Annotated in this window: 22 protein-coding genes and 3 pseudogenes; 9 read left to right on the forward strand and 16 right to left on the reverse strand. The window is 52.8% G+C overall.

Annotated elements, in window-relative coordinates; translation table 11 throughout:
• A pseudogene (locus EX20_RS32165) lies at positions 1-128 on the forward strand (transposase); the annotation flags it as partial.
• 7 nt (positions 129-135) lie between these two features.
• Here EX20_RS32165 and EX20_RS31230 read toward each other — a convergent pair.
• Positions 136-1,371: an IS110 family RNA-guided transposase gene (locus EX20_RS31230; protein ID WP_059606722.1), complete on the reverse strand. Its 1,236-nt coding sequence runs from the start codon at positions 1,369-1,371 to the stop codon at positions 136-138.
• 235 nt (positions 1,372-1,606) lie between these two features.
• On the opposite strand from EX20_RS31230, the pseudogene EX20_RS22220 reads away from it, so the two are divergent.
• Positions 1,607-1,828 (forward strand): annotated as a pseudogene (locus tag EX20_RS22220) (transposase); the annotation flags it as partial.
• Between the two features lie 230 nt (positions 1,829-2,058).
• Here EX20_RS22220 and EX20_RS31240 read toward each other — a convergent pair.
• Genes EX20_RS31240 through EX20_RS22235 form a run of 4 tightly spaced genes read right to left on the reverse strand, consistent with a single transcriptional unit; the run spans position 2,059 to position 8,146 of the window.
• Positions 2,059-2,346: a PAAR domain-containing protein gene (locus EX20_RS31240; protein WP_072465597.1), complete on the reverse strand. Its 288-nt coding sequence runs from the start codon at positions 2,344-2,346 to the stop codon at positions 2,059-2,061.
• 12 nt (positions 2,347-2,358) lie between these two features.
• A complete protein-coding gene (locus EX20_RS32595) occupies positions 2,359-3,396 on the reverse strand; it encodes a T6SS immunity protein Tli4 family protein (RefSeq protein WP_232356122.1) in 1,038 nt (345 codons plus the stop codon).
• The gene (locus EX20_RS22230) at positions 3,390-5,321 is read right to left on the reverse strand and encodes an esterase/lipase family protein (RefSeq protein WP_034194797.1); all 1,932 of its coding nucleotides are present in this window, start codon (positions 5,319-5,321) and stop codon (positions 3,390-3,392) included. Before EX20_RS22230 ends, EX20_RS32595 begins: the two co-directional genes overlap by 7 nt.
• A 38-nt stretch (positions 5,322-5,359) precedes the next feature.
• Complete coding sequence (locus tag EX20_RS22235; RefSeq protein WP_034194798.1) at positions 5,360-8,146, reverse strand: type VI secretion system Vgr family protein; 2,787 nt, start codon at positions 8,144-8,146, stop codon at positions 5,360-5,362.
• A gap of 545 nt (positions 8,147-8,691) precedes the next feature.
• On the opposite strand from EX20_RS22235, the pseudogene EX20_RS32170 reads away from it, so the two are divergent.
• Positions 8,692-8,922, forward strand: a pseudogene (locus EX20_RS32170) (IS3 family transposase); the annotation flags it as partial.
• 311 nt (positions 8,923-9,233) lie between these two features.
• On the opposite strand, the gene EX20_RS22245 reads toward EX20_RS32170, so the two are convergent.
• Together EX20_RS22245 and EX20_RS32175 are read right to left on the reverse strand one after the other, a co-directional pair.
• Positions 9,234-9,545, reverse strand: coding sequence for a hypothetical protein (locus EX20_RS22245; RefSeq protein WP_231572280.1), 312 nt, complete (start codon positions 9,543-9,545; stop codon positions 9,234-9,236).
• 383 nt (positions 9,546-9,928) lie between these two features.
• Positions 9,929-11,143: a DUF6602 domain-containing protein gene (locus tag EX20_RS32175; RefSeq protein ID WP_309600072.1), complete on the reverse strand. Its 1,215-nt coding sequence runs from the start codon at positions 11,141-11,143 to the stop codon at positions 9,929-9,931.
• Between the two features lie 260 nt (positions 11,144-11,403).
• Here EX20_RS32175 and EX20_RS31250 point away from each other — a divergent pair, with 260 nt between their 5' ends.
• A complete protein-coding gene (locus EX20_RS31250) occupies positions 11,404-12,033 on the forward strand; it encodes an ankyrin repeat domain-containing protein (protein ID WP_081350682.1) in 630 nt (209 codons plus the stop codon).
• A 302-nt stretch (positions 12,034-12,335) separates the two neighbouring features.
• Positions 12,336-13,313 (forward strand): replication initiation protein, encoded by a 978-nt coding sequence (locus EX20_RS22255; protein WP_034194799.1) that lies wholly within the window; start codon positions 12,336-12,338, stop codon positions 13,311-13,313.
• Positions 13,314-13,403: 90 nt separating this feature from the next.
• Here the strand turns inward: EX20_RS22255 and EX20_RS33005 are convergent, their stop codons facing one another.
• The 3 genes from EX20_RS33005 to EX20_RS22265 all read right to left on the reverse strand — a co-directional run bounded on the left by EX20_RS33005 (position 13,404) and on the right by EX20_RS22265 (position 14,890).
• The gene (locus tag EX20_RS33005; RefSeq protein ID WP_131929130.1) at positions 13,404-13,583 is read right to left on the reverse strand and encodes a hypothetical protein; all 180 of its coding nucleotides are present in this window, start codon (positions 13,581-13,583) and stop codon (positions 13,404-13,406) included.
• A 102-nt stretch (positions 13,584-13,685) separates the two neighbouring features.
• Positions 13,686-14,294, reverse strand: a complete 609-nt coding sequence (locus EX20_RS31255; protein ID WP_165927451.1) for an NYN domain-containing protein — start codon at positions 14,292-14,294, stop codon at positions 13,686-13,688.
• A gap of 341 nt (positions 14,295-14,635) precedes the next feature.
• Entirely contained in the window at positions 14,636-14,890 is a 255-nt protein-coding gene (locus EX20_RS22265) for a helix-turn-helix domain-containing protein (protein ID WP_072465593.1), read from the reverse strand.
• Between the two features lie 175 nt (positions 14,891-15,065).
• On the opposite strand from EX20_RS22265, the gene EX20_RS22270 reads away from it, so the two are divergent.
• Both EX20_RS22270 and EX20_RS22275 read left to right on the forward strand, forming a co-directional pair.
• Positions 15,066-15,815, forward strand: a complete 750-nt coding sequence (locus tag EX20_RS22270) for a hypothetical protein (RefSeq protein WP_034194801.1) — start codon at positions 15,066-15,068, stop codon at positions 15,813-15,815.
• A 25-nt stretch (positions 15,816-15,840) separates the two neighbouring features.
• Positions 15,841-16,263, forward strand: coding sequence for a hypothetical protein (locus tag EX20_RS22275; RefSeq protein WP_034194802.1), 423 nt, complete (start codon positions 15,841-15,843; stop codon positions 16,261-16,263).
• Positions 16,264-16,375: 112 nt separating this feature from the next.
• Here the strand turns inward: EX20_RS22275 and EX20_RS22280 are convergent, their stop codons facing one another.
• The 4 genes from EX20_RS22280 to EX20_RS22295 all read right to left on the reverse strand — a co-directional run bounded on the left by EX20_RS22280 (position 16,376) and on the right by EX20_RS22295 (position 23,262).
• Positions 16,376-18,487: a DEAD/DEAH box helicase gene (locus EX20_RS22280; RefSeq protein ID WP_034194803.1), complete on the reverse strand. Its 2,112-nt coding sequence runs from the start codon at positions 18,485-18,487 to the stop codon at positions 16,376-16,378.
• Positions 18,478-19,329 carry a HamA C-terminal domain-containing protein gene (locus EX20_RS22285; RefSeq protein ID WP_072465592.1) on the reverse strand — a complete coding sequence of 284 codons (852 nt, stop codon included), beginning with the start codon at positions 19,327-19,329 and terminating at the stop codon, positions 18,478-18,480. The genes EX20_RS22280 and EX20_RS22285 overlap by 10 nt, the downstream gene beginning before the upstream one ends.
• 511 nt (positions 19,330-19,840) lie before the next feature.
• The gene (locus EX20_RS22290) at positions 19,841-22,939 is read right to left on the reverse strand and encodes an AAA family ATPase (protein ID WP_034194805.1); all 3,099 of its coding nucleotides are present in this window, start codon (positions 22,937-22,939) and stop codon (positions 19,841-19,843) included.
• The gene (locus EX20_RS22295; protein WP_034194806.1) at positions 22,936-23,262 is read right to left on the reverse strand and encodes a hypothetical protein; all 327 of its coding nucleotides are present in this window, start codon (positions 23,260-23,262) and stop codon (positions 22,936-22,938) included. Before EX20_RS22295 ends, EX20_RS22290 begins: the two co-directional genes overlap by 4 nt.
• A 358-nt stretch (positions 23,263-23,620) precedes the next feature.
• Between EX20_RS22295 and EX20_RS32185 the strand changes: the two genes are divergently transcribed.
• Both EX20_RS32185 and EX20_RS31260 read left to right on the forward strand, forming a co-directional pair.
• Entirely contained in the window at positions 23,621-24,004 is a 384-nt protein-coding gene (locus tag EX20_RS32185) for a hypothetical protein (RefSeq protein ID WP_131929132.1), read from the forward strand.
• 32 nt (positions 24,005-24,036) lie between these two features.
• Entirely contained in the window at positions 24,037-24,519 is a 483-nt protein-coding gene (locus EX20_RS31260; protein ID WP_072465590.1) for an ankyrin repeat domain-containing protein, read from the forward strand.
• Between the two features lie 30 nt (positions 24,520-24,549).
• On the opposite strand, the gene EX20_RS32190 is transcribed toward EX20_RS31260, so the two are convergent.
• Positions 24,550-25,176, reverse strand: a complete 627-nt coding sequence (locus tag EX20_RS32190) for a hypothetical protein (protein ID WP_131929133.1) — start codon at positions 25,174-25,176, stop codon at positions 24,550-24,552.
• A gap of 16 nt (positions 25,177-25,192) precedes the next feature.
• Positions 25,193-25,846, reverse strand: a complete 654-nt coding sequence (locus tag EX20_RS29960; protein ID WP_051974484.1) for a site-specific integrase — start codon at positions 25,844-25,846, stop codon at positions 25,193-25,195.
• Positions 25,847-25,916 lie beyond the last annotated feature (70 nt).

The following is a 25,916-nucleotide window of genomic DNA, read 5'->3' on the forward strand; positions in this document are numbered from 1 at the left end:
ACCCGACCATCGTGCAGTCGTGGCAGCGTGCATGGGAGCACGTCATACCGTTCTTCGTGTTTCCGCCGGAGATTCGACGAGTTGTCTACACAACGGATGAAATGCACAAGTCCCGCACCGCGCTTCGCTCGTTCGCTATGTTCGCGCCTGCGGCCACCGTATCGGCGCGCTGTCTGATTTGGGGCGCGACTGTTTCCACCGGTTAAACAGTCTCTGATAGGTTCGCTCAGACTGCTCGGCCACGGCTCGCTCTTGCTGACGCACACTCTTCAGACTGTAGGCCGCAGCCGAACCTTTGCGCGGGCCATGCTGCGCCGGCATTCCAGCCTGCAGTTCCAGCGCACGCAGTTTGTGCGCAGTCAACGCCGGGCGATCCCACGCGAACGGTTCACCGCGTGTCAGCACATACCATACGATTACTGCGAGTTTGCGAGCAGTCGCGACGGCGGCAATTTGCTGGCCGCGGCGATCGCGCACGCGCAGGAAGAAGGCGCGCAGCGGCCCGGGCGCTTGCGTTGCACCCCAAGCGGCTTCGACCAGCATCGCCCGAGCATAAGAGCGCCCGCGCTTGGTGATGTGACCATGCCTGGCCGGTGCCGGACCGGATTGATAGACTGATGGATTGAGACCGAAGTAGCTCACCAACTTCTCCGGATTCGGAAACCGCGCGATGTCGCCGATGGCCGATAGCAGTCCGATCGCCACTGTGGTGTTCACGCCAGTGATCGTTAGCATCACGCGCAATCGCGCATCGTCGATGGTCGCTTGCGCGAGCGCTTGCTCCACCTCGCGCAGATCGTCGCCGAGGCGGTCCAGTTCGCGCAGTCGCTGCTCAACACCCAGTCGTTCATCCAGTGGCAGCGGTTGAACACCGAGCCACGCACGCCCCTTCTTGCCAAAAAGATCGGTGGCGGGACACCGCTCGATCAGGTGTGCAATCAGGACTGCGTGAATCTCGTTCTTCAGCCGTGTACGTTGCCGCACCAGCTGTGAGCGGCGCGCGATCTGTCGACGCAACGCCAGCGTGTGCTCGTCCGGCATCCATACTTCCGGCAGAAAACCGCTCGCATACAGCTGTGCCAGCACGGCTGCATCGATCTTGTCCGTCTTGACGCGAGCCTCCGCGATCAGCCTAACTTGCAGCGGATTGGCAATCGCCACACGCGCGACATGCGCGCGCAAGACGTTGACGATGGCAGTGGTATTGCCGGTCGCTTCGAGTACCACATGATCGGTGGCACGCAGCTTTGCCGCAAAGCGCTCCAGTTCATCGCGTCGCAACCCGGTGCGGCCGCCTGCATGCAGCGTGCCATCCTCCAGGTACGCGATCTCGGCCACGGAGCGCGACACATCTAACCCTACGATTCGCATAACCGTCTCCCGTTTCAGATCACTGTTGGGAGCCGGTGGGACAGCACGACAACTACGGATTCGCGCTCGCAGCGCAACCGGGCGGGTCGCAGGGGCGGCCAACTACTAACACGAGCTCGCGGCTCATCGTATAGGAACGGCCTGCCCACCCGAAGTGCTCCCCAGTGCCCCATGTCCCGGATGGTCACACCATACGCTCAAACCGCTCGGCGCGGGAACGCGAGGCACCGGCTATATCATGCCGGTTACGAACGCCATTGAAAGTCTGAACATGCAGTTGCGCAAGATCATCAAGACTCGTGGTCACTTCCCGAATGACGAGGCCGCGATCAAGCTGCTCTGGCTGGCGCTGCGCAACGTGCTGGCCAAGACCGTGCGGGCCGCCTTCGACTGGAAATCAGCGATGAACCAGTTTGCTATCCTGTTTGGCGAGCGATTCACGCAGGCGCGCGGATAACGCGCTGTTCAACCGCCTCGCCCACAAAAATGCGGACAGGTTCTCGCCTGCCGACCGCCCTGAAGAGCTGATATTTTCCAACTAAGACGATTGGGCTAGCCTCATCGGTGCACGATGCGTTACATAGCCCCGTTCAGTATGCCGGTCGAAGCACACCCCGACATGCTCACTGCCAGCATCAACAATACAACCCAACTCATCATGTTTCGGACCATCCCATTCTCCTTTGTTCAGACATCGATATACGACACCGACTGGGACGCTACAAGTTTCGGCGGCGGCGAGCACTGACAGATACAAAGATCGTCGCTCAATGCCGCCTCGCGCCCATCCGGCCCGGTGCTCGAAATCCTGGGACCGGTGCATTGAATCTTGCCGATGGTTTTGCAGACGGGACACCAGACCGGATCAAGTTCGCGCGACTGTTCACTGCCCGCGATCTGATCAGTGCTATCCCCGGCTTGGACAACTCCGCCAACCGTTGTCTTGTCACCCTTCACGATGTCGTATCGCTTCATTCGGCCCTCCACTCACACGGCACCTGGACGCAGCCGCAGACTGTTTAGCAACGTGTCCCACGTTTGCAGCGCCCCCGCCTCATCTACCGGCGATGTTGCCTCTTCCGGCTTCAAGTCGGGACTGCTCGCGCCAAGCAACATCTGAATTGCCGTATGTGGTTTCGCCAGCGTGCTTTCATCGCCCGGAGCAAGAAGATAAAAACGGTATGACGTAATATCGCCCTCCTTCAACTCGAACAACACTTCCTCTGCATCCATCCCCGCAACCGTGCGCTTGCCTTGCCGCAAGATTCGATAATGGCCGGGCAATCGATCCATCTGCGCGCGCAATTGCGGCAACGTCTTGGTCAACGGCTCTTTCTGATCCGTGTCCACCGCGTCACGCATCACAATCACCAACAACGCCGGCCGGCCTGGCATCAATGCGAACGACTGGCTAACTTCCTCAGTATAGGTTGACGAACCGGTGACGATTCCACCGTCGAAACAGAATCCCGATTCCGCAGGCACCGCCCAGTTATCGCGAGCCTTGATACGACGAATCGTGTCATTATAAATATCTTCCACCCTACCAATTGCAGACGACCCAATTCCACCAGTCGTATGAAAAAGCGTGCCCTTATCGTAGACGAATCCCTCGGTATTAAACGGCAACACAACTCCCTCAGTCGCAGCATCCTGGTACACGAACACCCGCGAATCTTTGACCGGAGAAAATGCCTTTTCAAGCCATGGATGATTCGTTTCTTTATTTTTATTTCCAGGGTCTATGCGTCGCTTATCGCGCAACTCCCTCTCCCGCGCCTCAACCCTAGTTTGATAATTTGCAAGCGAAACATTGTACGTGGTCTGCAACTTCTCGCCACGAAACTCATATCGCTGATTCGAAATTTCGCTCATCGCTGGCCGGTTGAACACGAAACGACCGATACACCACGGACGCGGTTTGGACAGCAAGGGATTAGTCATCGTCGGTTCCCCGGAAAACACAATCGAACAGGCGCACGCACCCGCCACAAACAACAGAAATTTCAGGAATCGTTTCAGCATGATGGCACCTGTGCATCCTGCGCGATCTGCACGATGCTGTAGAGCAACGCCCATCGAGTCCACGGATGGTTAAAGCTCCCCTGGTGATCGTAGCCGCCCTGCACAAACGCCATCTGTACGCCTTGTGCCGGATCACCCTCTACGCCCGGTCTCAACCCGCGCGCCTGCGCGTCGGCCGACCAGGCAGGCACCGTAGCATCACCGGCAATGATCCCGTTCTTATCCGGATCGGGGACAGTTGCCTCAGCGGGCAACTTCGCAACCTTCTGCACCTCAAAATCGATGGTCGCGTTGCGCGAATCCAAATACACCCGTACGTTTCCTCTATGCGAATCATCCGCACGCATGAACCGTGCGGCGCACAATTCCTCCTCCGTAACGCCCGCCGGGACATTCCCCTTCCAAATCACCTTGCCAAAGGTTAGCAACTTTTCGAGCGGCAAACCTTTTTCGAGGCTCGGCTTATCCTTACCTCCATCCTCCGATTTTTTATGCAACTCCCCAATACCATTGTATGCCGCATATGTTCTCGCATGATAAAGGTTTGTTATTTGATTCTGCTTCGCGACAACATCCTTGATGGTTTCATAAAAATTATCCAAAACTGTTTTCCCCTGCCCAATTTTATCGAGCCTCTTTTTTACGACTCCTGCCGGGTCCAACAAGGACGGATCGGGTACCAAGCCATACCATTTTGAATTCGTATAGATTTCTTTGTATGCACCACCACTCTTAGGAAACTCCATGACCACCTCACCATTGAGTCGCGCGAACACCCACCATGGCTTACCATTGATGTAGTCCGGCATGGGTGTCAGTTCGAATGGTCCAGGCGCGTTCGCCATCACAGCCACAAACTCGTCCGCATCACGACCAACCAGGCTGCCATTAATAAAGCTGTTCATCCCGCCTTCATTACCACCGCCGGTCCTGAATCGTTTGACCGCAACAGGCGCGCCAGTCGCCGGCTGCACGTTGTGAAACACTCCGTGCATCAAATCTTCCGCGCCATGCATTGCAATCGCCATCCGCGCGACCAATCCCCCCATAGAGTGAGTCAAGATGATCGCCTTACCACTATGGTTCTCTGCGATGATTTCCTTGATTCCCATCAGGCGCGTTATTTTCTTCGTCTTCGGGTCTTGGTAATCGGATCCTTCAACCACCTGCTTTCCCGAGTCCGCGTTCGACTGCAACCAGTTGTAGCCGATTGCATACACGCGATACCGGAACTTCGAGAAATGCTCGAATTCCGCAGAGTTCAGAGTAATCTTCCCTCCCTTCCCGAGCGCACCGTATTCGGCGGGATCGGTATCGATCACGGGCTTGAGCGTCCATTTCTCGCCGTCGGGGTCTGGCGTGACCCACGGCCCGTGCGGTTCACCCAAAAGCTTTGGCTGATTCAGCGTTTCTTCGAGCCACGCCAGTACCGGGTGATAGCTCGTGCGGTGAATCGAGCCCCACCCGCGCCGTCTCGCTTCTTTTTCGTCGACTAACTGCTCAGGAACATCGTTCCTGCCATGCTTGCCGACATTGATCGGCCCGAGCGGCGTCACCGCCGCCCTAGTCGGATCGAACTGCCTTTCCCGCGCCGATGCGCCCGTGAACCACAGGCCAAGCAGCGCCGGAAGCGCACCCAAGTTACCGAGCATGCCGTCCGTGTTTGGTGCGAAGAACAGTTCATTGCCATTTTCGTTATCCGTCAGCAATGATCCCATTACGCCCGGCAGAAAGATCACGGGAATAATGGGCCGTACGTCACACAACAGTTCCTTCTGCCGCGTATCGCTCGCAGGAGTGAGCGTGAATGTTCCATACGACGACCCGTCTGGGGCGGTCCGCCCCATCTGCCGCACAACCTCTTGCTCAGCATCGTCGCTGAACGGCGAGTCGCCCCCTTGATTACCTGCGTGACTGTCGCTCATAGAATTTTCTGGATCAGTATTAGTCGTTCACGAAGGGATCATTCCGAACCGTTGCCCGAGCTCGCGGGCAACTCCGGACGAAGCGCATGCAATTTCAGCGTCTCGATGTCCTCATTCTTCTGCTCGGCAACGTGGCCCAACTCATTCGTCATTCCCTTGATGCGAGTGCCGTCGCCCCGCACCAGTTCATAGGGGTGATTCTTCAACACCTCGCCAGAGATGCGATCTCGCAACACATACGGATCGTTGAACTTGGCTTGCGGCAGACTGTTCATATGCTGCGCAATCGAGCTCGGCCCCTGACGGCTGAGCGACGCCGATTTGATCGTGCGCGGACCTTGCGTGCCGTCTTCAATGCCAGCGGCCACCCACCGCGTGTACGAGCCGCCCGCCTTGATGATGATTTCATCGGCATCGAGCACAATACGCTTGGCCTTCACGGTCACATCTTTACCGGCATTGACGTTCACGTCATCCGTGTTGGCCGACAGTTTGATCGGACCTTTAGCCGTCACAAAGAACGCTCCGAGCTTCTGGGCGAAGAAGCTCACCTTTTCCGCAGCCGCCACGACGAGCGACTTGCCGGTCGCCACATACGTGTTCTCGTTGCTGACAACGTTGATCTCTTTCTCGGCCACGATATGCGTCGAATTGTCCGCAACCAAAGCGATGTCCTTCGGCGTCGATACCAATATGTTCGGCTGCGAAAATCCGTTGGCGCTGCCGGTACCGCCACCTGCAGTCACGCCACCCGACGTATCGCCCGACACTGGGTGCTGGATGTCCTTCGACAACGCTTTTAGCGCATTCTGTCCGGTTTGCAGCGATTCCGCCTGGGCGGTTGTGCTTGCGCTAGATAGCGATTCGACCAACATCCCCGCCTGCTGCAACTGCGACCGCGCCTCATCCACGCCCATCTGTTCGTCGTCGTAGGATTTCGAATGCGCACTGATGGACAATCCCTTGCTGGCGCGAACTGCACCGAACTCGTCGGCGTGCAGGATGAAACCGGCGCCCAGATACTTCCCGCGCGTGTTGCCCTCATGCTTGATCAGGTAGCCCTGCGTCAGCGCCGCATAGCTCTTGCCGGTGTAGCTGACCAGGCGTGTGCCGCCTTGATTAGTGGAATCGTCGTGGACAAAGGAGTTGTATGCTCCTGTCTTTCCGAATCCCTCGGACTTAAACCCGGACAACAATGCGTTTGAATGCCATGGCGATGGGGTTGCGCCTCCGTTGATACGCCCTAATACGAACGGCTTGTCACAGTCGCCGTTCCAGTAGCCGACGATGACCCATTCCCGCGCCCTCGGAACATGAACCGCTCCATAACCGTTCCCAGTATCCGATTGAAGCGATGACAGCAATGGCGAGGAGGTGAAAGCGTCTGGTGGATTCTTGCGGTCCCATGCGAAATGCACCCTGATCTGATTCCGGTCGTTCGTCCATGCTTCGGCGCCATCGGGCGTCACGACAAGCGCGTGTTCGATCGACATGATCGGCTTCGGATGATCCAGCGGACTCCGGTATTCGACTGCCGTGGGTTGCGCCTCGACTTCGATCACGAAAAATCCGGCTGAACCATCCGCAGCATGTCCAGGCGTCTTAAAGCGCTCACTGTGGATCGCCTGCTGCTCGGCCAGCGTTGCGCGAAGGCTCTGCGGAAACTCGGCCGTCTGCTGGCCAATCGGCACATTGTTCTCGATGAACCAACGTGCCTCGATCACCAGAAACTCTCGCTTCTTCGCATCACCGCCTTCGTGGCGGGGATGTCCGTTCAACACAAACCGCGAACCGGCATCGAGCCAGCGCACGCCTCCGACACCAAAATATCGGCTTGCTCGCGCATCCCATGCTTCTACCAGCCGTCGAGCTCGCGCCTCGCCCGTGTCGGAGCTGGAATAGCCATACGCCGTCGATTCGTATACGGTCATCGGCACATCAGGAACGCTACGCTCGACTTTCTGGCGGCGCTCCTCCGTGACATAGCTCGTCGCGGCAAGTCCGCTCTCAGCCTGAAAATCGGACGCGGGCCGCTTGTAATCAAATGCACGCGATATGTAGCGCGTGCTCTGCATCGTCTGCACCCCTGTCCAATGGGCGAAGCCATCCGATTCGTTGCTGTCGTTCGCCCGAATGAACTCAACTGCCTTGGCATCTGGGAGAGTCGAGACGTGGTCGACGATAACGAGCGTCGTCTTTGGAGCGTCGCCTTCAGCAACGTTTTCATGGATCCAGTAGAAGTACCAGCCCTCGGCCTCAGCCAAGCGGTTCACAAAGTGAAGATCGGATTCGCTTTGCCGGCACCACGAACGCTTGGCAGGATCGGACAACAGCGAGAAACGGTACTGTCCGCGTAGCTGCGGATACCGATCAAGCACGTCGGAAATGATCTCCCGGGCGTCTTTCTCGAGCCAGCCTTCTTCGTTATGGGTTTTCTCAAGGAAGACCAGCGCCGATGAAAACTCGATCTGGTATGTCGAAAGGCCGCCATTACCGCCCAAATAGGCGACCCGATGCACGAAGCCGTGAACCGGACGATAGACAGGAATCGCAAAGGGAGCAGTGACTTGCTGAATCTGCAAGGTCACGGGCTGATGCATCAGCGACAGCAGCGCAGTGTCGTCGCGCGTCGACGCAACGTCGATCGTGTACGAATAGTCGCGCCCGATTCTGGCCGATCCGCGCGCCCGTAACGGCACCAGCGCATTCTTGCCGAGCGGCGTATCCAGCATCAGTAGTCGGCCCTGCTGCAAAACGCCGTTGCTGATCGCCTCATAGAGCTCGCGCAACTTCAAGTCCCCGAGTGCGGACGATCTGATATCCATTTTCGTTATCTCTCTCAGGTTCAACCGTCAAAATGCAGTGGCACAAGGACGGCAGCCGTTGCGACGGCACGTCGCTCGCGCGATTTTAGTCTAAAGTCTGAAGATTATGGTTCGACTCGACAAAACTCCACGCCCGTTGTCAATCGGAGCCGAGGCATCGCATTCGGATGCAATCGGCGACAGCGAGTCAGTTGCCACAAATTCGCTGGGCGGTGCCGGCGTCGGCAATGACGCAGGCAGGAAGGTTCATCAATTGTTCATCGCGGAGGATCAACTTCGGGATCGCGACCATGCATCGTCCGCAATCGTAAATTTGCCATCGGCACTGCCTTGGACAGCCCAATCGTAAAGTGGCGCTTCAGCAACTCGAAATACGTCCAGGTCAGTCGCCCCACGATCGCTTCGCGAACTGGTACGCACCATAGACGGCGCTGAACAACTTGGCCATGGCCGAACCGCCGTCCTCGCTCGTCACCAGAATATGAAATGCCATGCGAACTGCGCTGGATTTTGTGGAGCCTCGAACCCTTGAGGGAAATCGAGCCATGGACAAGAAGCCAAGGAAGTTTGCAAGAGAAGTCCGCGAGCAAGCGGTGCGTCTGGTACGCGAGTAGCGGAGTGACCACTCGTCGATGTGGGCAGCGGTTGAATCGATTGCACCGATGATCGGCTGCACACCGCAGAGGCTGCTGGATTGGGTCAAGCGCAACGAGCCCGAATGTGGAGCCCGCGAGGTCAAGGAAATGCTTCGGACCAACGAGATTCTCAAACTTGCGAAGTTAGGCTCGATGAGCCGCTGCAACAGCCAAGCCCATGATCCCATGAGCAGTTTGTGAGTCGATTCGATGGCGATAGCCACAAAAGAAAAAGCCCCGCAAGTCCGAGAACTTACGGGGCTTTGTCACCGCTTTTGGCGGAGACGGAGGGAGGCTTTTCCCAACGTCGATAACCACATGATTTCTCTATGCTTTTTCTCTTCCCATCTGGGTTGCAGTCTCCTCCAAAGAGGTACCCCAGTGAGTGCCCCCTGTACCCTACGAGCCAAAGGCTGCATCGTCAACTGGAGGAAAGCTTCCAATCTGAGGGCTTACGCGGCGTCCTTGGCACGAAGCGCAGCATTCGCCTCAACCAGCAGCTTGGCGTCATGCTCGCGCAGCACAACATGTAGTGCGTCCAGCGCTTTCTTCAACGACTTACGCCCCGATGCCGTCGTGTTCTTCCCCTCAGCCACAACCTCGCCCTCTTTCTTCAACCGCTTCACAAACTTTGCGGCGCATCGACTATCCAGCGTTCTCGCTGTAACAAAGCCGGTGATCTGCTCCGTCAATGACAGCAACGCCGCCTCTGTCGTCACATTGAGGTTTTCGATTTCAGCGTCAGATGATCGTTTGTTCATCATGTTCCCCACACAAAGTTATAACTTAAGCGCACGATTTCGCATCATTTAGCTGAATTTTACGCTGGGCGAGCAGTTGGCTCATGACCGATTTGTGTCGCATGGATGACCATTCACACAAATGCCAAAATAAAATACAAGCACACGCAGATACCGATTCTTATGACTTGTTACACGGAAGACTTCGGTATCTATGCGATCTCAGCTTTCTACCAAATAGCCACCCTGCAGATGGCTATTTTTTGTTCATCGAGGATTACAGGGGAACGCAGCGCGGATCGTCGGCGTTCAGCCACGATCGGCAACTCGGCAATGGCATCCTCAAACCAGCCCGACCACCTTTGGTACGTTGGAGGATAATGCCCTGCACATGGCGAGCATTGAATCTACTTGCTCTGTGGCAGAGTGGAATTACGAGCAATCCATTGTTTAAACCGCCCTCCCCCACTGTCACCGCAGTACCATTTCCCGGCAACTTTCTCGACTGAGAAATCCCCATAGGACACTGTCAATCCATCGTTGGCTTTCAGGACGACACGCTCCTTAAGAAGCGACGCGGCGAAATCGTGAATATCGCTGATGGCGTGTCTTGACTTAAAATCCGAAAGCATAGGACTATCCAAAAGCAAGTCTCCATTTATTTCAATCAGATCAAGCAATTCCTTTTCAACGCGCGACAATTCCAAGGGCGCCCATTCTTGCTTGCGGGCCGCATTTTTAGGCAAACATCCCGAGTTAATCTTGTATTGCCATGCCGCGCCCTTCTCCATCTTCACCGGCAGACCAAAAATAAGTGGATCAAGGACCTCCATCTCTAGATCCAGACCGCGATCAATTTCGACATCTAGCATAAGCTCAATTCGATCGTAAACGAGTTCCAATATCAACAATATAGGATTGCTGTTACTGGAGGCCAGCCACCCCCAACCGAGATCATCATGCCACCCCCCACGATACGGCAGCCCATTTGTCTTTATAATAGAAAATCCATCACTAATAATAAGATTTGGCATATTTATAACACCAAATCCAAGTATATTAGCCCTATTTTTATAGAGATTTTCCACACCCCTCCTGAGGCCACCCTCACTCTTATAACCATTGTAACCAATAGCAATTCTCACCGGCGTCAACATATCTCTAACCAACGAATGATATATGACTCGCTTATGAAATGGGAAAAGCTCATTAGGCGGGTATTTCGGTGCGCGCTCACCAAATAAGCTTGCAAATTCCTTTGCAGGACGCGCGGAACTGAATTCCAAGACGCCTTGTTCCTGTCGGAGCTTGCAGTCCAGCTTCGATAGCTGCAGAGTTTGATTTAGATGATCATAGGCATCCATCATTCCGGCGGCAAGCAAGTTTTTTTTAACCTCCAAAACCGCTATTACCTGTTGGATTGGATATACGAATTCATCAGTCTGCGGAACACACTCACCTTCGCCCATCACAATCATGCAATCAATCTGACCCGAAATCTTGTCGCCGACACACATGAACCCCGAAACAACTCTCACATCGAATTTGTCGAGCGGCACACTTCCCAATACCTTTTTTGTGAGTCCCTCATACATCCTCCCAATCGTCGGAGCATGCTCCATCTGAAAATTATTCAGCTCCCTCCTTTCACAATCCACAATTTTCTTTAGAATTTCAGATAGCACATGCACATTTAACCCCTTATTAATTCGCGCCCACACATCATTATCAGCGATTTTTCTTTCACAATGAAATTAATGTCACGATGAAAACTCCCATAATGCCATACCATCCGAACCACCAACATGCCATGTCGTCGATTTTAACTTGACTATCTCCCACCCTCCTATAAATTTTTTAATACATTATAGGGGAGCACAAAATGAATGAAAAAATCGTCATCAAGAATACCGTTCAGCCTTGGAATTATCTGCATACCAGCATGAGGGCGAAAAATCCAGGTTTTGCATGTGACTTGGATAGAAGGCTATCAATCGCAGTCAAGAAGGGAAACATCTCGCGCGTCAAAGAACTCATCGAACATGGGGCCGATTTCCACATTAGCGATGATGAACCCCTCGTTCTTGCAATCCGCCATGGCTACCTGCAGATTGCAGATTACCTGATTTCAATCGGCGCCAACGTCGAGGCGCATGATCACTTCCCCATCTTCTTCTGCGCAATGGAGGGTAACCTCCCTACTCTCAGGACGCTGGTCGAATATGGGGCAGACATCCATGCCAATGGTGAGCAAGCGTTGCGTAAAGCCGCTAGCAAGGGGCATTTACCCGTCGTTCGATTTCTCGTCGAGCGCGGTGCATATATTCATGCTGAAAACGACGAATCAATCAAGGTCAGCGCAGAAGGCGACTACGTACCTGTGGTCAAGTATCTCATCGGCCATGGCGCAGACCCGAACATTCCGTACCTCTACGGGGGGAAACGAATTCGCAGCTACCTAGAAATATTCCATGCTGGCACGATCAACGATTATCGAAGAAAGATGGGTTAAAAGATAGACCAAGACATTGATTCACGGATCTTTAAGGCATCAAATCACCCGAGATAAATGAGCACGGTTTTACCACCAAACACTCCACACCACATTCAAAACCAATAAAATTTGACAGATATGCTTTTTCTTGTATAAAAAAGAAAAAGCCCCGTGCAAACGGAGCTTTTCGATTGGTTTAGGACTTCGCTTTGCAGAGCAAGGACAACCAGATGACTACGACGTTTATTCTACAAACAACTCAATGAAAGTCAAGTCTTCCGGGGGAAGCTCCAAAATCAATCCTTTTAAAGGAGAAAATTTTGATTGAGGAGCTAACAAAAAGCCTTCCAAGCAAAGTCAGCAGCACCGACAGCTTTGAAGATGGAACCAAATATAGAAAACGAGATAAGGCACTCGGATATCGCTACATTGAGCACAATCAGCTATACAAGAAGTTCATCGTTGTGGATGTAGATACGCCAGGCAGCGCGTTCCTTTGGGAAGATATGAATCTTCCTGCTCCCAGCTTGATCACTATCAGCCCCGATTCAGGACGCTGTCACTATCTATGGGGTCTCAAAACGCCCGTCATCTACACGGATGGCGGCAGACGATCCCCCCAGCGTTTCTACGAAGCGATCGACGTTGCCTTGACTCGTGCCATACCTGGCGCCGATCCCGCCTATGTGGGCAAATTCACCAAGAACCCTTGCCATCCCTATTGGAAGGTCATACAGCATCGTGTGAGCTACGACCTGGAGGATTTTTCCGAGTACCTCGACCTCTCATCCCAAAGGAAAGCACAAAGACACGTCAACCCAGAGGGCAGAAATAGCACGCTTTTCGACAGCCTGCGCTTTTGGGCTTACCCGGCGATCAAGCTCTACGACTCCTACAGTGATTTCCAAGAGGATGTGAACACGCAAGCATTCCTAATCAACCAAGATTTTTCAAGGACGTCCTCGGGGATGTTGCTGCACAAAGAGGTGCTCTCCATCGCTAAGTCTGTCGGGACGTGGACCTGGAGGCGGCGCCACGACAAATTGCTCAATCGTGGCGTGATGAATTTGCCTGAGGACATGCCCTTGCAAGAGAAGCAAAGGCAAGGTGCCACATATACACATAGTGCCCGCACAACGGGCAGCCAGAAGCGCATTTTTGAGGCCGCTGCCGCATTGAAGGCTCAGGGAACTCCTGTTACCCAAACGTCCGTTGCAATGCAAGCCGGCCTTTCTGTTCTTACGGTAAAACGTAACTGGAAGCTCGTTGAAGAAATATTCAAACCGTACACCAATTAACCCTTAGTTGCCTTTTACAACTTTGGTATCAAATGGTGTATATCAGATAATTACCCCGCAGGGGTTCCAGCACCACTTTCCCGTATAGGGTCAAAATTTAGCATTCAGATCCCGCAGGGCATTCCACAAAGCCGAGATTCCGAAGGAAAATGAGCAATAGCGAAAAAATTGCCCCCCCCCAGAACTGATCTTGAAAAACAAATCAACGAGCATATCAGGCAGCTCATCCTTCATCGTCGGAGCGGGCAACTGAGGCAGAGTATCGTTCAAAGTGATTGCCTCTCAGGAATACATCGAGTAGCTGCCGCAACCGATGATATGCGATCCCGACAACAAAAGCGAACTCCAAAAAAAGCGCCCAGAGGCGCTCTTCTATACTGCAACCGGCTGAAATTTAACGGGCCGATAATCATGGTTATCAAGACAAGCATCATAAAATGCTTTTTCAATTGAAAACCAGTCAGTTTTATCGATTCCACGCAAAGCCGAGGCATCAGCACTCTTAGGATATGCCGAGATAATTTTTATACTTCTTTGCTGCTCTCTAGCAATTTCCTTCATTTCCTTAACAGCCTCAGCCAGATCTTGATCTTGACTGAAGATGATTGCCGCATCGAACTCTTTCTTTCTAGCACATCGAACCAAGTCTAAGGCAATCCGAACGTCAATACCTTTTTCTTGAGCAACACTTCTGAAAGTGCCATCAAGCATTTCTTCCTGATGGTACTTCAACTTTCTCGTTTCAACCATTACCTTCGCACGCTTTAGCGCAAGCACGCGATTATTCCAATACCCACTCCACAATTCAGACTCACTCTGAATTGGAACTCCCGTATAGAATCGAGTAAGATTGGGGACGAAACTAAAATGTGCTGCAACCTTTTGATGCAGCTTCAGGGGATCAAAGTTGGGATGATGATAGCCATCGCCATATGCATCTTTCGCATGCCTGTAAAGATTCTGGACATCAAAAAATGCCATCGAATACTGCGCAGGTACGCCCCCAGCCATATTTTTGACCCCATAAATGAAAACCCCACCGGGTGACCTTACGGCCAGAGTCCAGTGGGGGGAAAGTTCGGGAACTATAGTGCGGCATGCGCGTTTTGTCAACCCCCCCTACAATCCTCGCAGCTCAATCTGAAGAGTGGGCTATCCACACCACGCAATCGTCTACCCTTTGCAAACTCTGCCGCAAGGGACGCTGAGAGGGCCCAGCTTTACAACCTCGATCCATGAGCGCCCTCGGATAACTTCCGAGCCCGTAGCACGACACAGCGAACCTGGCGTCGCTTTTCCTCAAGCGTCGCTATGGGGGAGCCTCAAAACTCCACCCCATCCAGAGCCTCGAAAAACTCCGATGGCTTCATGTCCAAAGCCCGCACGATCTTCATGATGTTGATAAGTGCTGGATTGCGCTCACCACGCTCGATTCCGCCCATGTAGCTGCGATCTATTCCGCAGAGATCCCCGAAAGCTTCTTGCGAATAGCCTCGCTCCTTACGGTATCGGCGAACTGCCGCGCCGAATGCTCCTAGCAGCGGACTCTTATCTGTGTCTTGAGAGGGAATAGCCATGGCCGATGGTTGCCTCCCCATCGATAAAATTCCACGGCCTATATGTACACGGTCTATAGTTACGCGTACTATAAGTATCATTTTCGAGTGAGGACGCACTCAGACTTGGGCCAGTCCATCGAAAACCATCAAAGCCCCTACCAAGCGGCCTAAGCAAAAAAGGGACGGAAGCGCTATGAGTGGAATCTTGGAAGGTCTGTTGTGGGTGAAGCTGCTCGAAGGCAATAGCCACGAGGGACCCGATAGCAACGCGCCGGGAAAAGGTGCGGGCTTCCCGTTCCTGATCCTCGTCGTACCGTGGCTCATCATCGGCCTGTCTGCGGCTACCCTGCCCGCGCTGCTCTGCTGGCAATTCCGCAACCGTAGTTGGACGGCACTGACGCTCACCATCCTCACGGTGGTCGCCGTGTTCGCAGTACTTATGCCCTACAGACACTATAGCTGGTGGGAAACCACCCTTCTGCTTGAGGTTTGCTCAAGTCTGTTGGGGATGATCATCTACATGCACACGCTGGTGTGTTCGCGGCTGAACAAGGTCATCACCAATGGTGCATCGGCCGTGCTGTCGGCGGGAACGTGGATCGTGTTCGCCATCCTAATTGCGGGGGCATATCTGCTGTTCTGGGGGCTGGTGTCCAGCATGCTCAGCATGACGCCGATGCACCGCATCGTTAGCCTCCTTCAAGGCGCTTTCGATTTCAGGCTCCATTTCCTGACTGAATGGGACTTGTACGGCTACTTCCGGTTACTGGTTGCGCTTTCCCCTACGGCGATGGTCGCCACGGCGCTGCAAGCCTTTTTCCGGCGTCGTAAGAGCGAAGGCAACGGCGCCCTTCCGTGGTATTTCAAGGTTGCCGCCATCCCGAGTGCCACATGCACCGTTCTGTGGGGTGCGCTACTCCTGCGCAACGCACTGATCTACTGAATTTCCCAATGTCCAAGAGGAAGAAATGAAAGTCTACGAAGGCGAACTGCTGGAAGGTGGTGTGAGTAGTGCCGATGGCCGCTGGAAGAAGTACTCTTACCTCAAAATTGGTAGTCAGCAGCTTAATAATGTGCGGATCGATCTCAAGCTGGATCGGGTACTGCACGGGCAAATTGACCGTGGGGTAGTAAAGCTTTGGGTTATCCGCTGGATGTTCTGCGATATTATCGCAGGCATCACTCAGTCCGATGGACAGACGTTCCGCCAGAGTGTGGGGTCCATGAGTGCCGTAATGTTTGTAGCGGCCTTCATCGGGTTGTGCTCTCTGCTTGGTGCAATTGACAACTCTTTTTATCTTATTATTTCCGCATTCAGCCTCCTTGTGTTTTTGATCCCGCTCAGCCTCATCCGGAAGGTCAAAAGCGTGAACGCCAATCACGCTTATTAAATAACCGGGATTTCAGGGGCGGGGGTTGGCCGCCAATTCGCAACATCAAGGCGGCCGATTTCAATATCGTTACTGATGTCGTTACGAATACCCCCTCTGGAACAGGAAGACGCTAAAGCGTCGCGCGAACCTCTGTCACGAGCAGATTTTCAAATAATGTTAGCCCCGGAAATAGCCCCTTAGAGTCCCGCAGCCTTACCAAGGTTTCGTCAAGTGTTTCAGGCGAACCCAATCGCTCCCAGACGATCTGACCTATCTGAGTAGGAAGGCCGTATTCGTCCAACGCATTAACCACCGGACTTCGGCCTAAGTTTTCTATATGAGAAATATAGGCGTCGTAGTTTCCTGCCTGTAAATTATAGCGTCCAAATATGTACCTTTGAATCCGATTCAAGGCCGATAGAAGGTTGGGCGCCCTGAATTCTGCCCATTGCCGTTGAAAATCAAGCGTAAGCTCGATTGCCTCGTCGATATCCATCCCGTCCTTTTTGAACAGGGCGACGGCATCCTCAAAGCGTTTCGCCTGCAGTGTCTTAGACAGCAGGAACGCGAGCTGCGCCCCGCTGGCGACACCATTCTTAAAACGTCCATTAGTAAAGTGCTTCCAAACCAGTTCGCAAGTCCACCTCCACTGATCTATGGATGGGTAGCCCCTCCAGCTTAGCATCGCATGCGCAACCGGTAAGCTGTGCAATATCTCGTTGCCAAGGTTAAGCTGCGCGCCTGGGTCGATGCCAGCGTTTTCCTTCAAAATCTCCAATGGCAGCAATGGATCGTCAAAATACTTGGCGACCTTTTTAGTGGAGGCTTGATTGAGTTCATCAGGGTCGACTTGGATAAGGAGCGCATCACTGGCATCTTCCGACTGCGTGACAATTGGTATGTCTATGAACGGCAATTCCGCTTGGGGCGGTTCGTGATACAAATACACGTGCCCAATAAAATGCTCACGCATTCGTCCCGATCGACCGCGAATATTCGAAAACGTGAAGTAGTCGAACTTCTTCGTCGCAACTTTGTTATCCAGGATAATGACATTCTTTGCGCGAGTATTTACACCTTCAATGAGCGTTGACGTACAGACAAGGTACTTCAATGCACCTTTATTAAAGTTTCGCACCACTAACTGAGTTAGCGAGCGGGGCAGCCTACCGTGATGCACACCGATTCCCGCATCCAGCGCGGCAGCAAATAGCCACTGCGAATGGAAGTTGTCGCGGACCCAAGCCGCTGCGGCTTTCGCAGCCGGAGCGATCGACTGCGGCAACACACCTTTCAATCTGGCAGCCACGGTCCTCGCGCGATTTGGCGACTGAACATAAATTAGCGTCGGTTCGTCGAGAGTGCAACAGAGCTGTATCGCATGCTGGAGATCATCATCGACATCAATCTTGTGAATCTCCGACACAACGGTGTTGAAGTCTGTTTTTATGAATACACACTGAAACCTCTCAGCGAATGCCGGTGGTATGCCCTGAATGTTCGGGCCAAGCATATAGAATTGCTTTGCTTGCTTTGATAGCTTGTAAAAAGCCAGATTGAGCGTCTGCGCACGCTCGCTCTCGTCTGACGGATTTAACTTATAGAACTCGTCGATGACAAAAAAATCTGCCTCTTGAATGTTTTTATTCTCGACCACGCGCTCCTGAGTGTGAACGAAAATATTGCGATCTCCCGGCTCTTGCGAAGAGTGGGTGATAATTCGGTATTTTTGAGAAATGCGCGCTAAGCGCCGTCGCGTCTCGTCGAGCAGCGCAAGCGTCGGAACGACAATAACGATATTCTTATATCGGCCGGAAGCCACGACCGCATCCACAATGAGGCTCTTACCGAAGCTCGTGGGGGCACTCAGCACTACACTCTGACCGGACATCAATAGGTGGAATACCTGCGCCTGAACTCGGTGAAAGACAGTATCGGCGCCAACATCTGGCTTGTGCGCCTCATATGCGAGAGAATCGGGCAATCCCAGATTTTCTGGATTTAGATATGGAAACAGCCCCGCCTCTCGTACAAATGCGTCTAGGATTGAATCGTACTCGCCGAGCAAATGCCTTATATCCAAAAGACGAATGACCAGCTCTTGCCCGCGGGCCTCCTCGGCACCACCGCGAGTTGCATTGAGATACGTGGAGACTCCACGAAGCAAAGAAAACCAATTCACGTCAGCAGCGGATTTTGCGGACTCAATCTCATTACGTAGGCGCTCAAAACTTAAAGGCATTGCGCGGCCTCCAGCTTGCGATGCAATAGGTTAACCAAGAGTTGTTTATCTTGAAGCGGGAGCAATATCAGTCTAATTTCGACCGTTGTTAGCTTGTTCTTCGCCTTGAATTTCTCGTAGTGCCTCTCAAGTTCGGTCGTCATTGCCTCAACATATTCCTCAGAATATTTGCCGTGAGCGCCGGTCACCGGACTATCATAGGTAAGCAAGACAGGGACACACACCGTTTCGAAAACCTCATCGAGAGAGGTGTTCTCGTCCATTAACGCATGAAGCTTTTCAGCGTGCGGCCAAGTATCGTCAATTTTTCTCTCGAGAAGGAGAAATTCATTCCGCAAATACTCACGCTCAAAGTGTGCGTCTAGCTCTTTGCAAACATCGTCAATCGCCTTGTTGATATCCTGGTAAAATTTCACTTCGCCAAGCCAGAGTTGCAGACCACTATCGGTCGGCACAACGTGAACTGCATCGAAGCCTTTAACCGTGTTATTGACTGAGTCTTTAAAGAATATCTTCGATATTGCAGGTATAGTTTCAAACAACTCTTTGATGACAAAATGCAAAATGAGTTCACCAAACTCACCACGACTCTTGAATTTTTCAGTTTGGTAAACCGTTTTTGCAGCAGCAGCTACGAGCTCCACAGCGTTATCAGCGCCGATGCCCTCACACTCGGAATAACTCAAGCAGAAATCTGGCAGAGAGCGAAAAAGCACTGTTGCCAGTTGCTGCGCGCGCCATGAGCCAAGCTCGAACCCGGCGCAAATGCCCGTGAAGCCTGGCGTCCGCGCAATGTCATGCAGTACAACGTTAAAAAAAATCCCCGACATAATGCGGTCCATCTATTTACGTTTACGCACATACTCGCGGCCCCAAAACACCGCTACACGGTTTATCCGCCACTCAGCACTGTGCTCTTCGCTGGCAACGACTTTAAGTAGTTCCCTTCTTGCGCACCGCACTCTGATAATTTTGCGGAGCTGGTTTACCCGGATATCAACATCATGAAACCGAACGTTGCACAGCTTCCGCGCTGACCAATGTTAGGTTCAGTTTTTCGCCGACGGACTGCATGAAACTGACAAAAATCAGCCCATCAAACGCATTATAAGGGTGGTCTCGCCCGTTCGAACAGCGCTCCGAAATTTTGTCGGGCCAGTCATGTTGACCGTTAAGTCGCAGGTTGCGCCGCGAAGTACGCATCATCGGGCGTCCGATCAGACGGATTCAGATGCGACCGCTTTCCAAGAGCGGCAAGGGCCGACTGTCGATGAAACTGCAGAACGACTGTAACAGCGGCGCACATATCGCGCTGCACATTGGCGGAGCTTGTTGTGCCTAGACGAGATGCGGCTACCTAATGCGAAGTTTATTTTCGCACTTGAGCTTGGTGTTTTTCTCTAGCAACGGAGGCTTCGGCATGCTCTTTTCCCTTACCCCTCTCATGCGCTGTCGTAACCGAGCCATTTCAGGATTCCGCACGTCCACGGCTTCAAGATTCGCTGCAACATCCTGAATCTGCCTCAGGTCGATCCCCATCACTTCCATCACATCCTCATGGGTGAGCTTCTGCGGGATACGAAAGCTGTTGATCCAATCCAATCTCTCGCGCCTCCCTTTCAGCGGATCTTGCTTGTCATCGAGCAACGCATGGATGTCCATCAGGCTCATCTTTGACGAGCTTCGGCAGTAGGAATTGCGAATAGCATCAAAGTCCGCTTCTACGGCATGAAAACTATACTCGAAGCGGTTGCGGGTCGCCGCCACGTTGAAGGACTGTGAGTTGTTCAGCTCGGACAGCTCGCCCACATGGATGGCGGTGTTCTTCGTGATGCCTTGGGATTTGTGAATGGTCATGGCATAGCCCAAGCCCATGTCCGTCTTCTCGGGATCGATGGTCTTGCTCTTGCCGTTATCGAACGCCACCATCAGCAGCCCGTCATTTGTCACTCGGGTGACGGTACCCAGATCTCCATTTTTCACCTCGCGGTTGTTCTTGCGAATCACGATGCGATCCCCTGCGTGGAAGATGCCCTTGGATGTCTCGATGGACTTCCCAAGCTCGCCACTGGCCTGGCGCTGTTCCTGGATGCGTTCATTGAGGTGATCGACGGTCTTGTTGGTCGACGCCAGCAGGATTTTTTCGGTATAGGCCTCAATGTTGCTCAGGAACTTGCCCACCACGGTTTCCGTCATCTCGCGGGTGGTGCGATGCTTCGTGACGAAACCGCAATCGTCCATCGCAGCAAACGCCTGCTTGATGTGATCTCCCGTGAGCCTGAGGCTTTGCCACTGGCGCAGCTTCTGGGCGTCGGTGCCATCCAACCCATCCATCGTCGCCTTACCCGAGACATGGGAAGCAACGCCAAGGCTCGACTCCAGCTTCTGGCGGCTGATTTCGGACAGGATGGTGGTATAGGATCGATCCGCGTGGCGCGTGATGAGTTCGTTAAACGTATTGCCGGCCGACACCGGGTCGAGCTGATTGTTGTCCCCCACCAGCACAAGCTTTGCACCAGAGGCCTGTACGGCGCTCAAAATCTTCGCGCAGTGCCTCGTCCCTACCATCCCCGCCTCATCGACAAAAACCATGTCTTTTGGGCCTAATTCGAGCTTGCCCGCCTCGATTTCCAGCAGGAATTTATCAATCGTACCGGCGTAGTCTGGATTGGTGTCTGCAGCCACGGCAGACGCCACCTTGCCCGTAGGTGCCAGGCCGATAGTGCGATAGCTCTGCAAGTGAGCAAATTGAACGGCATATTTCATCGCAAATGACTTGCCCGTACCTGGTAGCCCAACAACGAGCGACGCGCCATTGCCATTGAAGACGTTTTGGACAAAGGCTTTCTGCTCGTCCTTGAGCCTGACGCCACCAGCTTCCAACCCGCGAAAGTAGTCTGCGAGATCGAAGCGCTGATGGCTATAGCTGGTCAGCCCCGCAAAGATTTCGACGTTCTGGCTCTCCAGTCGAGCCAGAGACTTCAACGTGAACACCGGTTGCTCGTTGGAGTTGCAGGGCAAGGCAAAGATGTCCTCCTGCTCACGCAAGAACTTGTCAGCGACAAACTCGGCTTCGATGCCCAGCCCCATGCACTTGGCAAACTCTCGGATGAGATCGTTGCGCGTGAACTTCGGATTCTTGTTGGTAAGTTGCTCAACGATGCGCTCCTTGTCGAGCTGGCGATAAAGTACGGCACCGGATGATGCCTTCAAGGTCAGGTTTAGCTCACTGACCTTGGCGACAAGTTGGCTTTGCTGTTCGTGCAGGGACACGACTTGCTTTTTGTTCTTGATACGGTGCTGCACCTGCTTGTTGTAGCGACCTGAACTCAGAAAGCTGTACTGCTCCTCATAGTCCTTGTTGACGTCGATGACGCGGGCCAGGACCTCATCCTTGGATAGCGCGCCCGCTTGCTCCTGCGCCCTCAGATCCGCAATCTTCTGCTGGGTAAGCTCATAGAGATCCCTCTTGTCTCGGTCGATCTCCTCCTTGATTTTGGCAGCGACTTTGTACTTGCTGCGGATGAGATCGGTGGATCGCTTGTCGAAGGCTACGCGCATGTCCTTCACGTTAGCGGCAAACTTTGGATCGATCTCTTGCAAGTCATAATCGTAGGACTCCAACGGAATATCGGGAAACGCCTGCTGGAATTTTTTGGCAAAGAGAGCCTTGAACTGAGCATCAATGCGCTCGGCGCATCCACGTTGGAAAAGCTCTCGTGGCTCGATGACGCGGATAGAGCCATCCGACAAGCGAATGATGTTGGACGTGTTCACGTGGGCGTGTACGTGCGGATCTTGCTCGCGGTTGTCGAGATGCATGAACCCGTATTCCATGATTTCGCCGCGCTGCCCCACATAGTCCACAATCATCTTCTGGACGACGCCTTCCTGAATCTCCTTCACGGCATCAAAGAAAATTTTCTGGAAGGTCTTCTTCTGGTCCGCGGTCAGCAGGTCAGAGAAGAACAGGTAGGAAAAGGACTTGTCGACCGAATAGACAAGCTCAAGCGAGCTGCGCTGATTGCCGATCACGCTCTCCTCAACCTTGGCCGGGTCAATGGGGATTTCCACGTCCCTGTACACAACAAAGCCACGCTTGATGTCGCTCTGCATGATCTGGATGGGCTTCCCGGTTTCGGGATGGGGGATTGTGCGCGTTATCTTGTCACGCGTTTTGCGCTCCCCGAGCAAGGGATGGTTGCCAAGCTCGGCTTCCGAAATTTCCGCCAGCTTGTCCATGTCGGCAGCGCCGGTCAGGCCGAGACGATCCGCGATGCCACCACGGATGTAAGTCAGATCCGCTTCGGCGAATTCGCCAGCCTTGGCGTAGTACCCCATCTTGCCGCCTTCTACGCCAGCAGCATCGTCCAACACATCTTGTACCTGGCGCTGGAGGTATCGCTTGTAGTTGAAGCCTTGAGCGACGGTGCGCCATTCCGCGTTGATCATTTTGGCCCCCACGCTCCGCGCTTGAGGCTGTCGTCTATGGCAAAGCGCAGGTACTCGCGCTCCTGCTCGGTCAACTGCAGATCGATGTCGGTCTTTTTCAACAGAAGATGCAATGCCTCGGCGGTTCTGTGCATGGTCATGCGCTCCAGCTCAAGAAAAGCAATGGTGCGATTAAAAATTTTCACCATCGTATCTTCCTGCTCCTGCTGAGCCTCTCGATGAAATTGCATTAGGTGCTTCACGTACTGGTTGACCGATGGGAAGCCACCACCCTTTGCGGCCTCTTCGACTTCAGGGCTTATCTTATATGTTTTTATCGCCATTTTTTATCCTTATTATTTGGCTGCCTCCCTTTCATTCTGGCCGAAAAATCAAAAAAGTCAATTCAGCTCGGAGGTCACCTACCTTCCCGGCGTAAGAGTAACGATGGCAGAAATCTTTTGAGATTATCCACGGACGTGGCTTTGTGGGGCGTTGAAGAGTTTGAGTTTTGGATAAGGTTGCGAAGCAACCATTATCCGTGTGTGCTTAGTTATTTTTGGTTTTTTATTTCCCCCCCATCTCTCGCCTCACCTTTACCACCAACCATTGCTTTCAGAGATAGTCCGTCTTTATCATCAGAGTTGACAACCTGCGATATTCCGCTATTTTAATTAGACAAGAACAAAAAGGAAGCAGGTCATGGCAAACAAAAACATCAACTGGGCGGCTGAGTTGGTCGCCGCAAAAATCAAGGCAGACAATAGTAAGACGATCAGTCACCTGGATGAGCATCTGGTGCAAATCTTATCTATTAAGCGCCTCGGCTTCAGTTGGGACAAAACCGCTGACGAGACAAACCGCATCTTGGGGCTTAAGGGTTTAGATAAAGTGAACGGCAAGAAGCTTGCTCGCATCGCCGCCAAGTGGAAGGCTGCTGGATTGGTAGATTTGAAGAAGGTTGATGCTTTCCACGAGCAAGTAAAAAAGGCGCTTGAGGGGAAATCTGCAGCATCATCCAAACCTGCCCCACCGCTCCCCCAATCCATTCCATCCAATTTTCAACCACAAGGGGACAAAGCATGATGCCGCACCTATCGAATATAAGAGACAGAACGATGCAGGAAATAGAAGCAGATTTGGAGAAATTCTGTGATGAGGGTAATATCGGCGCTGTGATGAATCTCGTTGATGAGATGGGCGAAATGGAGGATCGCCTGTTCTTTTTCGCCCAATCAGGAGATCTTGGCAAGGTCAAGCATTATGAGTCGCTAGGCTGCAACCTGAGACAGAATGACGATGCTTTACTGAAAACCGCAGCTTGTGGCGGTCAAGTCGATGTAATGAGATATCTTATCGAAAAAGGCGCGGATGTACATGCGGAGGGTGACAAGGCAATTTCCCTCGCGTCAGCCCAGGGTTATCTGCAATCGGTTCAATATCTGATAGCGCAAGGTGCTGATGTCAATGTTGCAATCGAACGCGGCAAAGATGATGTGAGAGATTGGGCTATGGCATACAAAAAAGCCCATGATCTACATCAGCACCTCAGCGAAGCGCTTCCCCAGCATGAAGCAAGCACATCAAAGAGGAAAATCTGAATCACCCGCCTTAAGGCACATTAGATCGACTTATTTAGAGTCACCACCAAATAGTCGTTTCATTGTTTCGTTGGACGCCAACTCAAGTTTCCTCACGCCATCAAGTTCAGATATGCTAAGGCGATTCAAAATGACGAACATGAAGACTGACATAAATACTGTCCATCGCGGGTTGTCAATGGCAGTAGCACTCCACACCGACTCCTTACCTTCATCGCCCTCCCGCTCAAACCATGTATAGGCTTCCTGCCACGATTTTTTCTGATTCCTATCGAGATTTGCAACATACTCAAAAAATTTGAAGTTTATATTTTCGACCCTGTGAACCAGCCTATTACGTAGCTCGGAGAAATTCTTCAGAAATGATCGTTGCCCAGTACTGAGGATGCCATAATCCTTTGCTATTCTAATTTTCCCTATTTCATTATCAGAAAGCGGCAACCTCTCGATGAAAGACCTCATAGTCGGCTGATCGATCTTTGAAACAATCAACTCGGTAACAAGCGACTCAATAAGGGCATGCGATTTTATAACAAGTGACCAATCATCACCATCAAGTAAGGCAAGAAGAAAATCAGCCTCCCCACGAACATCCGCAGTAGCATCCTGACGATGCCGAAAAATCAATTCCTCTGCGTCTTTCCTGCTGATATACATAGTGACCCCGCAATTTTTATTTAATGCCTTCCATCTTACGCTTCTCAGCCGCCTCTTGATGACGCTCCCGCTTCAGCTTCACGATGAGCTTTTGCCTTGTCGTTGTCACGATGAGGTCCCGTGGGTAGGGAATTTTCTCAAAGCCGATGTTGTAGCTTAATTTCGCGGCAACATTTTCCAAGAGATACGCCACGCTATGCTCTTCCGAATACGCCTTGGAATTCACCGTGTCATGCTCATGACCAATGAACTGGCAGCGCGTTTCCTCAGGCACCCCGTTTTGCTTGAGGCGGTTGTTGGAAGTCGACCGGAATGAGTGGAATACCTTCTTCCTGTCAGCGATACCAACCTTGTCCAGATAATCACCCCAGCGCTCGCTAGGCGTTTCGCTGAAGTTACCAAACCTGTTGGCAGTCAGATAAGGGAACAGCATCCCGCCAAACGGTTTCATGTCCGCAACGAAATCCAGAAAGCCCAGTTTGATGAGCTGGGGATGGATCGGGATCGTGCGTTTTGCTGCAGGCGTCTTGAGGCGCTGGCACTCGTCGTCATCGGTGATCGAGATCGCCCAAATGTCGCCGACCTTCCTCACGTCCTGAATCAGAAGCTGGCAAAGCTCGTTGATGCGCCCGCCAGTGAACAGACTGCGTATTCCGGCGAACGTGATCACGCATTTCGGCGGATCGTGATCATGGATTCCGAATGATCGTGATCACCCGTTTCGGTTGATCGTGATCGCT

This window comes from Burkholderia sp. WP42, from assembly GCF_000745665.1.
In the GTDB taxonomy this organism is placed as follows: domain Bacteria; phylum Pseudomonadota; class Gammaproteobacteria; order Burkholderiales; family Burkholderiaceae; genus Burkholderia; species Burkholderia vietnamiensis.